Origin of the sequence: Streptomyces sp. AV19 (genome assembly GCF_015999245.1) — a bacterium.
Taxonomy (GTDB): domain Bacteria; phylum Actinomycetota; class Actinomycetes; order Streptomycetales; family Streptomycetaceae; genus Streptomyces.
The window spans coordinates 725,440-736,097 of sequence record NZ_JAEAMR010000022.1 but is presented as its reverse complement, the minus strand read 5'-3'; the positions used below and the strand labels follow the sequence as shown (position 1 = coordinate 736,097).

Genomic DNA, 10,658 nt, shown 5'->3' with positions numbered 1-10,658 from the left:
TGGTACTGCATGGGGGACCGTGTGGGAGAGTAGGACGCCGCCGAACTATCATTCAAAAAAGCTCTGGTGTTTGAACTACGGTTCAGACGCCGGGGCTTTTTTGTTTTTGTTATGCAGTACGGAGCGTTACGTCGGGTTAACCTTTCGCGTCCACCATCCGCAGATATGGGGACACAGGAACTGCTGTTGGCGGCCGGCGTCGGCCTCGGTGACGAGGTCGTCGTGCCGTCGTACGCAACGGCCGCTGCCGCGGAGGCCGTTCGATCCGTCGGCGCGACACCGGTGTTCGCGGACATCGATGCCGCGAGCTACTGCCTCGCCCCCGCCTCGGTCGCCGCCGTGATCACTGCCCGTACCGCCGTCATCGTCGTCGCCGAGCTCTTCGGGCACCCAGCCGACCTGGCCGCCCTCCGCCTGGTCACCGCTGCCTGTCCCCTGCCTGTCATCAACCACGTCGAGCCGCTCGATGCCGGTTCGACGGCCGATCGCGATGCCGCCCGTCGGCGTCGGGCCAACGCCGCCTACCTCGACGCCCGGTTGACCGGCGTCCTGACACCCGTCGTCCCGGGGGGAGTTGAGCACCGCTATCACTCCTACGTCGTGCGTGTCCCCGGCAACGGGAGGCCCGACCGGGACGCCTTCGCGCGGGCGTTGCGTTCCAGGGGAGTGCGGTGCCACGTGCCCGTGAAGGCCCCGGTGCACCGGATGCCGCCTTACCGGCGGGAGTTGAGGCTGCCCCAGACCGAGCGGGCGGTCGACGAATGCCTCGCCCTGCCGGTGGACGCGGGCATGACGCGGCGTGAACTCCACCGGGTCGTCTCGGCGTGCAATTCCCTGGGCGGGCTCCTGCCGTACGGCGCTGCGGCCTAGCGCGGTCCGGCCGGGCAAAAGTACGTCCGAACATCAGGTATGCTTTATCTCGTTGCCGGCCCCAATAGCTCAGTCGGCAGAGCGTCTCCATGGTAAGGAGAAGGTCAACGGTTCGATTCCGTTTTGGGGCTCTGTGAAGAAAGGCCCCCGCCGAATGGCGGGGGCCTTTTTCGTATCTCTACGATCAGTCGTCCCGCGGCTCCGGGACCCGCATGGCGAGGATCGCCATGTCGTCGGAGGCCGGTTCCGCCGCGAAGCGTTCGACGGCGCGGAGGATGCGGGCGGAGACGGCGCCGGCCGTCAGGCCCGTGCACGTGGTGAGGACGTCGGCCAGGCCGTCGTCCCCCAGCATGCGGGTGCCCTCGCGGCGCTCGGTGACGCCGTCCGTGACGCAGAGCAGGACGTCGCCGGGGTTCAGGGTGACCGTCTGCTCGTACAGTTCGAGGTCCTCCATGACGCCCAGCAGCGGCTGGGGGTCGGCGGCCGCCTCCACCGTGCCGTTCTGGCGCAGTCGCAGCGGGAGCGGGTGCCCGGCGCAGACGACCTTGAGCAGGGCGCTGCCGTTCTCCTGGGGCCAGAGCTCTCCGTAGAGGAGGGTGAGGAAGCGGCTGCGGGCACCCTCGTCGAGGATCGCCGCGTTGAGCCGCTCCAGCACCGCCGGGCCGCCGAAGCCCTCGCGGGCGAGCAGGCGCAGGGCGTGCCGGGCGAGGCCGGTGACGGCGGCGGCCTCCGGGCCCGTGCCGCAGACGTCGCCGATGGCGAAGCCGTAGGCGCCGTCGCGGATGGGGAAGAGGTCGTAGAAGTCACCGCCGACCTCGTTGCCCTCGCCGGCCGCCCGGTAGATGACGTCGACCTCCACGCCGGGCACGTCCGGCAGGCCGGGCGGGAGCAGGCTGCGCTGGAGGCTCTGGCTGATGGCGGTGCGCTCGCTGTAGAGGCGGGCGTTGTCCAGGGCGAGGGCGGCGCGGCGGGAGAGGTCCTCGGCGAGTTCGAGGATCTCCTGGCGGAAGTGGTCGTCGGTGGGCTTGCCGAGGGTCAGCATGCCGATGACGCGGTTGCGGGCGACGAGGGGCAGGACGACCGTCTCGCCGCCCACCGCGGCCGCCGTCGCCAGCGAGATGCCGGGCCCGGGGGAGTGCTCCGCGTCGCCGGCCAGGCCGACGGTGCGCAGGGAGGTGCGCAGTGCGCCCCGGTGCGCGGCCTGGGAGGGGGCGGGCCAGGGGCGCGCGCCCGGGGTGGGGACGGGGTCCGGCGGGGCGACCTTGACCAGGAGCGCCTTGAGGCCGTCGATCAGGTCCTCGTCCTCGTGCAGCACATAGGAGAGCTCGGGCTCGGAGGACTGGTCGGCGATCGTGTAGACGGCGCACCAGGTGGCGAGGGTGGGGACGGTCATCTGGGCCATGAGGGCCAGCGTCTGGTCCCGGTCGAGGGTGCCGGCCAGCAGGTCGGAGGCCTCGACGAGGAAGGAGAGGGAGCCGCGGCGCAGCCGTTCCAGCTCGCCGAGGCGGGCGGACTCGACGGCGAGGGCGATGCGGTCGGCGGCGAACTGGAGGCGCAGGGCCTCCTCGTTGCCGTACCGGTGCGGGGCCTCTGCGGCGACGCCGAGCGAGCCGGTGAGGCGGCCCTCCACCTTGAGGGGGACGGTGACGACGGAGCGCATCCCGGTGTCGGTCAGCAGGGGAACGGCGCCGGGAACCGCGTTGAGGTCGTCGTGGACCGAGGGCATGCGGGCGGAGCCGTAGCGGCCGGTGCCGGCCTCGACGGGGACGCGGGCGAAGCGCTGGCGGGCGGAGGGCAGGCCGGTGGAGGCGCGGACCTCCAGTTCGGTCTCGTCGTCGGTGGCGAGGAGGAGGTAGGCGGAGTCGCCGTCGAGCATGTCGCGGGCGCGTTCGACGGTGCGCTGGAGGAGGCCGTCGAGGTCGTCGGGGGCGGGGGAGCCGATGAAGACCTCGAAGGGGTCGGCCGAGCCGGCGCGGTCGGTGCCGGAGTCGCCGCCGGTGGTGCGCGGCGGGCTCTGCAGCACGGCGCGCTCGGCGTCGCGTACCAGCAGGCAGACGGTCGAGGGGGCGCCGCCGGTGTCGCGGACGCGCAGGTGGGAGGCGTAGACGGGGATGACGCGGCCGTCGGCGCCCCTTATACCGTACGACCCCTCCCAGCGGGAGAGCCGCAGGGCCTCCGCGATGCCGGTGGAGGTGCCGGGGGTGTGCGGCCAGGCGGCGAGGTCGGCGAGGGGCTTGCCGGTGACCTGCTCCGCGCCGTAGCCGAAGATATGCTCCGCGTCCTCGTTCCAGACGCTGATGTGTCCGGTGCCGTCGATCTGGATGACGGCGACGCGCACCCGGGGGTCGGCGAGCGGGAGGGCGGCCACGGGGAGGGCCGGGCCGGCCGAGCGGGTGCCGGCGGGGCGGTCGTCGAGGTCGAGTCGGAACCACACCTTCTTGTGGGTGGAGCCGTACTCGACGCCCCAGCGGGCGGCGAGGGCCGTGCAGAGCATCAGTCCCCGGCCGCCCTCGCGGTCGATGCCGCCGAACTGCCGGGCCGGGGACTGGAGCGGCAGCTCCCGCTCGGGATAGCGGTCGCTGACCTCGATGCGGACCCCGGAGTCGGTGCGGACGCAGAGCACCTCGGCGGAGGTGCCGGCGTGGACGACGGCGTTGGTGACCAGTTCGCTGGTCAGGACGACGGCGTCGTCGATGATGTCGGGAAATCCCCACCCCTGCAGTGTGTCGCGGACGAAGGCACGGGCCGCGGCGACGGATCGCCCGACCGGCTCGAAGGTGGCGGTTGCCCGCGCGGTGATCACAGCACTCCCCATTGGCCTCTCATCGCTCCCCCGAGTCCTGTGCCCGATTCTCATGACGGCGATTCGTCCGCCAGGCTAAACCGTCGGCAGGGGCGATGGGGAACGGAGCCGGGTACTGCATTTCCCTGGGGGACACCGCACCCATAGCAACTGTGCTGCGGGCACGTACCCCGGCCGGGAGTGAATGCGGGGACACGGCCGTACGCGCTTTCCGCCCGTAATGCCGGGGGAGAAGGGGGCCGCCGGGGTCCGAGGAAGCCGGCGGATGTGGGGTGGTCCGCGGTGTCGTGTCCTGTGGGTCCGGGGAGTGCCGCCGGGATGTGCGGCTCATGGAGGGGCGCCGGGCAGGTTATCTGTTCGGCTTTAACGAGTCGCCTGCCAGCTGGTTACGCTCTGACGGGCAGCCGCTCCGGTGCGCTCGGGTGAAACACTGGGAAAGCTGGAAGCGAAAACCCGACGAGGATCAGCGACCCTGCGGGAGGGACACGGTGGAGTCTGGCGGAGCGACGCGGGGCACGAGCGCGCGCGCGAAGGGCGGACGGTCCCGGCCCAATGGGACGACCGAGGTGGACACGGCGGCCCTGCACCGGCTGCTGTCGGCACTGGAGGCGATGCGGGACGGAAACTTCCGCAAGCGGCTGACGGTCTCGGGTGACGGGGTGTTGTCGGAGGTCGCGGCGGTCTTCAACGAGGTCGCCGACCGCAACCTCCAGCTGACCGGGGAGCTGGCGCGGGTGCGCCGGGTCGTCGGGCGGGAGGGCAAGCTCACCGAGCGGCTGGAGGTCGGCGGGTGCGAAGGGGCCTGGGCGGCGGCGATCGACGCGTCGAACGCCCTGGTCGACGACCTGGTGCGGCCGGTCTCCGAGGTCGGCCGGGTGCTGTCGGCGGTTGCCGAGGGCGACCTGGAGCAGCGGATGGACCTGCGCTCCCAGGCGGCGGACGGGACGGCGCACCCGCTGCGCGGTGAGTTCCTCAAGGTGGGGCGGACGGTCAACGGGCTGGTGGACCAGCTCTCGGCGTTCACCGACGAGGTGACGCGGGTGGCCAGCGAGGTCGGCACCGAGGGGAAGCTCGGCGGGCAGGCCCGAGTACGTGGAATGTCGGGTTCGTGGAAGGATCTCACGGACTCCGTCAACACGATGGCCTCGCGACTCACCGCTCAGGTGCGTGATATCGCGTTGGTGACGACGGCGGTGGCGAAGGGTGATCTGTCCCGGAAGGTCACGGTTCATGTGGCCGGGGAGATGCTGGAGCTGAAGAACACCGTCAACACGATGGTCGACCAGCTCTCCTCCTTCGCCTCGGAAGTGACACGGGTGGCCCGGGAGGTCGGTACCGAGGGCGAGCTCGGCGGGCAGGCCCGGGTGCCGGGTGTGGCCGGCGTCTGGAAGGACCTCACCGATTCCGTCAATCTCATGGCCGGGAACCTCACCGCCCAGGTGCGGGGGATCGCGGAGGTGACGACGGCGGTCGCCAACGGAGATCTGTCGCGGAAGGTCACGGTGAGCGCGCGGGGCGAGATCGCCCAGCTCGCCGAGACGATCAACCAGATGACCGAGACGCTGCGTACCTTCGCCGACGAGGTGACGCGGGTGGCCAGCGAGATCGGCGCCGAGGGGCGGCTGGGCGAGCAGGCGCAGGTGCCGGGCGCGGCGGGGACGTGGAAGGACCTCACGGATTCGGTCAACAACGCGTTCCGCAACCTCACCGCCCAGGTGCGGGACATCGCCCAGGTGACCACGGCCGTCGCCAATGGCGATCTGGGGCAGAAGGTCACCGTCGATGTCTCCGGCGAAATGCTGGAGTTGAAGAACACCGTCAACTCGATGGTGGACCAGCTCCAGTCGTTCAGCGCCGAAGTGACGCGGGTGGCACGGGAGATCGGCGTCGAGGGCGAACTCGGCGGCCAGGCCGCGGTGGCGGGCGCGGCGGGCACGTGGAAGGACCTCACCGATTCCGTCAACACGGCCTTCCGCAACCTCACCGGGCAGGTGCGCAACATCGCCCAGGTGACGACGGCGGTGGCCAACGGTGATCTGGGGCAGAAGGTCACCGTCGAAGTGTCCGGCGAGATGCTCCAGTTGAAGAACACCGTCAACACCATGGTCGATCAGCTGTCGGCCTTCGCCGACCAGGTCACGCGCATGGCACGGGACGTGGGCACGGAGGGCCGACTGGGCGGGCAGGCCCGGGTGCCCGGCGTCAGCGGCACCTGGAAGGAGCTGACCGACTCGGTCAACTTCATGGCGGGCAACCTCACCTCGCAGGTGCGGCAGATCGCCCAGGTGACGACCGCGGTGGCGCGCGGTGACCTGTCGCAGAAGATCGACGTGGATGCCCGGGGCGAGATCCTGGAGCTGAAGAACACCATCAACACGATGGTCGACCAGCTGTCGGCCTTCGCCGAGCAGGTCACCCGCGTGGCCCGGGAGGTCGGCACCGACGGCCGGCTGGGCGGCCAGGCGCAGGTACCCGGCGTCGCGGGCGTCTGGCGCGACCTGACCGATTCCGTCAACGGCATGGCGGGCAACCTGACGGCCCAGGTCCGCAACATCGCGCAAGTCGCCACGGCGGTGGCGCGGGGCGATCTGTCGCAGAAGATCGACGTGGATGCCCGGGGCGAGATCCTGGAGCTGAAGAACACCCTCAACACCATGGTCGACCAGTTGTCCTCGTTCGCCGAGCAGGTCACGCGGGTGGCCCGCGAGGTGGGCACCGAGGGCATCCTGGGCGGTCAGGCGGAGGTGCAGGGTGTCTCGGGCACCTGGAAGGACCTCACCCAGTCCGTCAACTTCATGGCGAACAACCTGACTTCCCAGGTGCGCAACATCGCCGAGGTCACCACCGCGGTCGCCATGGGCGACCTCTCCAAGAAGATCACGGTGGACGCCAAGGGCGAGATCCTCGAACTGGTCACCACCGTGAACACGATGGTCGACCAGCTCTCGGACTTCGCGGAACAGGTGACCCGGGTGGCCCGCGAGGTGGGCACCGAGGGGCAGCTGGGCGGCCAGGCGCGGGTGCGCGACGCCACCGGCATCTGGAAGGACCTCAGCGACAACGTCAACCTGATGGCCACCAACTTGACCAGCCAGGTGCGGAGCATCTCCCAGGTGGCCGGCGCGGTCGCCAACGGCGACCTGACCAAGAAGGTCACCGTCGAGGCCAGGGGCGAGGTCGCGCAGCTCGCCGACACCGTCAACACCATGGTGACCACGCTGTCGTCGTTCGCCGACGAGGTCACGCGGGTGGCCCGGGAGGTCGGCACCGACGGCATCCTGGGCGGCCAGGCCCGGGTGCCCGGGGCCAGCGGCACCTGGAAGGACCTCACCGAGTCGGTGAACTCGATGGCGTCCAACCTGACCGGCCAGGTCCGCAACATCGCGATGGTCACCACCGCCATCGCGCAGGGCGACCTCACCAAGAAGATCGACATCGATGCCCGCGGTGAGATCCTCCAGCTCAAGACGACCATCAACACGATGGTGGACCAGCTGTCCTCCTTCGCCGACCAAGTGACGCGGGTGGCCCGCGAGGTGGGGACGGAGGGCCAGCTGGGCGGCCAGGCGCGGGTGCGCGACGTGGACGGCGTCTGGCGCGACCTGACCGAGTCCGTCAACGAGATGGCCGGCAACCTCACCCGTCAGGTGCGGGCCATCGCCGAGGTCGCCACGGCGGTGACCCGCGGCGACCTCAACCTGCGGATCGACGTCGCCGCGGCCGGCGAGATCCTGGAACTCCAGGACAACATCAACACGATGATCGCCAACCTGCGCGAGACCACGCTCGCCAACAAGGAACAGGACTGGCTCAAGGGCAACCTGGCCCGCATCTCCGGACTGATGCAGGGCCGCCGCGACCTGGAGGACGTCGCCCAGCTCATCATGAGCGAGCTGACCCCGGTCGTCTCGGCGCAGCACGGGGCGTTCTTCCTGGCCATGCCGACCGCGGGGCAGGACGGCGGCAGCGGGGAGGACGCGTACGAGCTGCGGATGCTCGGTTCGTACGGCTACTCCATGGGCTCGATGCCCACCTCCTTCCGGCCGGGCGAGTCGCTGATCGGCACGGCGGCCAAGGAGAAGCGCACGATCCTCGTGGAGAACGTGCCCACCGGCTACCTGAAGATCGCCTCCGGGCTGGGGGAGGCGCCGCCGGCGCACGTCATCGTGCTGCCGGTGCTGTTCGAGGGGCAGGTGCTCGGCGTCATCGAGCTGGCGTCCTTCCAGCAGTTCGCGCAGATCCAGAAGGACTTCCTCAGCCAGATCGCCGAGATGATCGGCACCAGCGTCAACACCATCAGCGTCAACACCAAGACGGAGATGCTGCTCAAGCAGTCGCAGGAGCTGACCGAGCAGTTGCGGGAGCGGTCGGCCGAGCTGGAGAACCGGCAGAAGGCACTGGAGATCTCCAACGCCGAGCTGGAGGAGAAGTCCGAGCGGCTGGCCCGGCAGAACCGGGACATCGAGGTCAAGAACACCGAGATCGAAGAGGCCCGGCAGGTGCTGGAGGAGCGCGCCGAGCAGCTCGCCGTCTCGATGCGCTACAAGTCCGAGTTCCTGGCCAACATGTCGCACGAGCTGCGCACGCCGCTCAACTCGCTGCTGATCCTGGCGAAGTTGCTCGCGGACAACGCGGACGGCAACCTCTCGCCGAAGCAGGTCGAGTTCGCCGAGACGATCCACGGGGCCGGCTCCGACCTGCTCCAGCTGATCAACGACATCCTGGACCTGTCGAAGGTCGAGGCGGGCAAGATGGACGTCAGCCCGACCCGCATCGCCCTGGTGCAGCTGGTCGACTACGTGGAGGCCACGTTCCGGCCGCTGACCGCGGAGAAGGGCCTGGACTTCTCCGTCCGGGTCTCGCCGGAGCTGCCCGCCACCCTGCACACCGACGAGCAGCGGCTGCTCCAGGTGCTGCGCAACCTGCTGTCGAACGCGGTGAAGTTCACCGACTCCGGCGCCGTCGAACTGGTCATCCGGCCGGCGGGCGCGGACGTCCCGGACTCCATCCGCGAGCAGTTGCTGGAGGCGGGCGCGCTGCGCGACGCCGACGGCGAGCTGATCGCCTTCTCGGTCACGGACACCGGCATCGGCATCGCGGCCAGCAAGATGCGGGTCATCTTCGAGGCGTTCAAGCAGGCCGACGGGACGACGAGCCGCAAGTACGGCGGGACGGGGCTCGGTCTGTCGATCAGCCGGGAGATCGCCCGGCTGCTGGGCGGCGAGATCCACGCGGCGAGCGAGCCGGGCCGGGGCTCGACCTTCACCCTCTACCTGCCGCTCAACGCGGCCGAACTGCCGCTGGAGGGCTACCCGCAGCAGCTGCCCGAGGCCGGCACGAGCGACCTGCGGGCGCTTCCGGCGGGCGCGCCCGTGGCGGACGAGGAGCAGGGGCCCGAGGTGCCGGCGCGCGGTGCGGCCGGGCTGTTCCTGCGCCGCCGGAGGGCCGCGCAGCAGCAGGCCGCCGCGCCCGCGCAGGACCCCGCGGACCGTCCGGGCGCGGGCCGGGGCGCGGCCGCGGCGCCGGCGGCGCCGCAGGAGTCCTGGGTGGAGGTCGGCGAGGGCAGTGCCGCGGGGGCCGTCGGCTTCCACGGGGAGAAGGTCCTGATCGTCGACGACGACATCCGCAATGTGTTCGCGCTCACCAGCGTGCTGGAACAGCACGGACTGACGGTGCTCTACGCGGAGAACGGGCGCGAGGGGATCGAGGTGCTGGAGCAGCACGACGACGTGGTGGTGGTCCTGATGGACATCATGATGCCGGAGATGGACGGCTACGCCACGACGGCCGCGATCCGCAAGATGCCGCAGTTCGCCGCACTGCCGATCATCGCGCTCACCGCGAAGGCGATGAAGGGCGACCGGGAGAAGAGCATCGACGCCGGGGCTTCCGACTATGTCACCAAGCCGGTTGACACTGATCAACTGCTGGCGGTGATGAAGCAGTGGATGCGCGCAGAGTGACAACTGGCCGACCGGTCAACGATGGTTTGCCGACCGACTGTGGTCGATGACGTGTGGGACCGCGGCATTCCGGGAACTTTCACGTCCCCTGCCGCGTTTCCTCTCCGTGCGCAGTGACATCGTGGTGACAGGGTGTGGTGACGGGCGGGGTGCGGCTACCATGACCGGCACAAGGACGGGCGGCGCAAGGGAGTCGTCCCCTGGGGCGGCGCCCGGTGCACTTCCGGGGCGAGGAGGACGGGCCATGGTGCAGAAGGCCAAGATCCTCCTGGTCGATGACCGGCCGGAAAATCTGCTCGCGCTGGAGGCCATCCTCTCGGCGCTCGATCAGACACTGGTGCGGGCATCGTCAGGGGAGGAGGCGCTCAAGGCGCTGCTGACGGACGACTTCGCGGTGATCCTGCTGGACGTCCAGATGCCTGGCATGGACGGCTTCGAGACCGCGGCGCACATCAAGCGGCGGGAGAGGACCCGGGACATCCCGATCATCTTCCTCACCGCGATCAACCACGGCCCGCACCACACCTTCCGCGGCTACGCGGCCGGCGCGGTGGACTACATCTCCAAGCCCTTCGACCCCTGGGTGCTGCGCGCCAAGGTCTCGGTCTTCGTCGAGCTCTACATGAAGAACTGCCAGCTGCGCGAGCAGGCGTCGCTGCTGCGGCTGCAGATGGAGAGCGGCCAGGGCGGCCGCGCAGCGTCCGGCGAGCCGCCGGAGACCGCGGGGCTGCTCGCCGAGCTGTCGGCCCGGCTGGCCGCGGTCGAGGAGCAGGCCGAGGCGCTGTCCAAACAGCTGGACGAGTCCGCCGACGCCGCGGCCGTCGCCACCGCCGCCCATCTGGAGCGCAAGCTCAACGGGCTGCGGCGGGCGCTGGACGCCCTGGAGCCGGGCGCGGGCAGCAGCGTTCCCCCGGTGGCGTCACAGAGCTGACGAGCCGTCCCATGGGTGATGCGGCGTCAGTCCATGCGCTGAGGCAGCGTCACACACATGGGTGAACGCCTGGGCCCACGTGTCCCCTCCG

4 protein-coding genes and 1 tRNA gene are annotated in these 10,658 nt (G+C 70.3%); 4 read left to right on the top strand and 1 reads right to left on the bottom strand.

The window, feature by feature from the left end:
* The first annotated feature begins 165 nt into the window (after positions 1-165).
* Together I5Q34_RS31365 and I5Q34_RS31360 are read left to right on the top strand one after the other, a co-directional pair.
* Complete coding sequence (locus tag I5Q34_RS31365; RefSeq protein ID WP_199895836.1) at positions 166-870, top strand: DegT/DnrJ/EryC1/StrS family aminotransferase; 705 nt, start codon at positions 166-168, stop codon at positions 868-870.
* Positions 871-928: 58 nt separating this feature from the next.
* A tRNA-Thr gene (locus I5Q34_RS31360) sits at positions 929-1,001 on the top strand.
* A 53-nt stretch (positions 1,002-1,054) separates the two neighbouring features.
* Here the strand turns inward: I5Q34_RS31360 and I5Q34_RS31355 are convergent.
* Complete coding sequence (locus tag I5Q34_RS31355; protein ID WP_234429710.1) at positions 1,055-3,685, bottom strand: SpoIIE family protein phosphatase; 2,631 nt, start codon at positions 3,683-3,685, stop codon at positions 1,055-1,057.
* Positions 3,686-4,161: 476 nt separating this feature from the next.
* On the opposite strand from I5Q34_RS31355, the gene I5Q34_RS31350 reads away from it, so the two are divergent.
* Together I5Q34_RS31350 and I5Q34_RS31345 are read left to right on the top strand one after the other, a co-directional pair.
* Positions 4,162-9,636: a HAMP domain-containing protein gene (locus I5Q34_RS31350; protein WP_199895835.1), complete on the top strand. Its 5,475-nt coding sequence runs from the start codon at positions 4,162-4,164 to the stop codon at positions 9,634-9,636.
* A gap of 244 nt (positions 9,637-9,880) precedes the next feature.
* Entirely contained in the window at positions 9,881-10,567 is a 687-nt protein-coding gene (locus tag I5Q34_RS31345; protein WP_199895834.1) for a two-component system response regulator, read from the top strand.
* Positions 10,568-10,658 lie beyond the last annotated feature (91 nt).

What these genes read in the sequence shown, in the direction of transcription:
- I5Q34_RS31365 (WP_199895836.1), top strand. Translation starts at nt 166, where the DNA reads ATGGGGACACAGGAACTGCTGTTGGCGGCCGGCGTCGGCCTCGGTGAC.
- I5Q34_RS31345 (WP_199895834.1), top strand. Translation starts at nt 9,881, where the DNA reads ATGGTGCAGAAGGCCAAGATCCTCCTGGTCGATGACCGGCCGGAAAAT.
- I5Q34_RS31355 (WP_234429710.1), bottom strand. Translation starts at nt 3,685, where the DNA reads ATGGGGAGTGCTGTGATCACCGCGCGGGCAACCGCCACCTTCGAGCCG.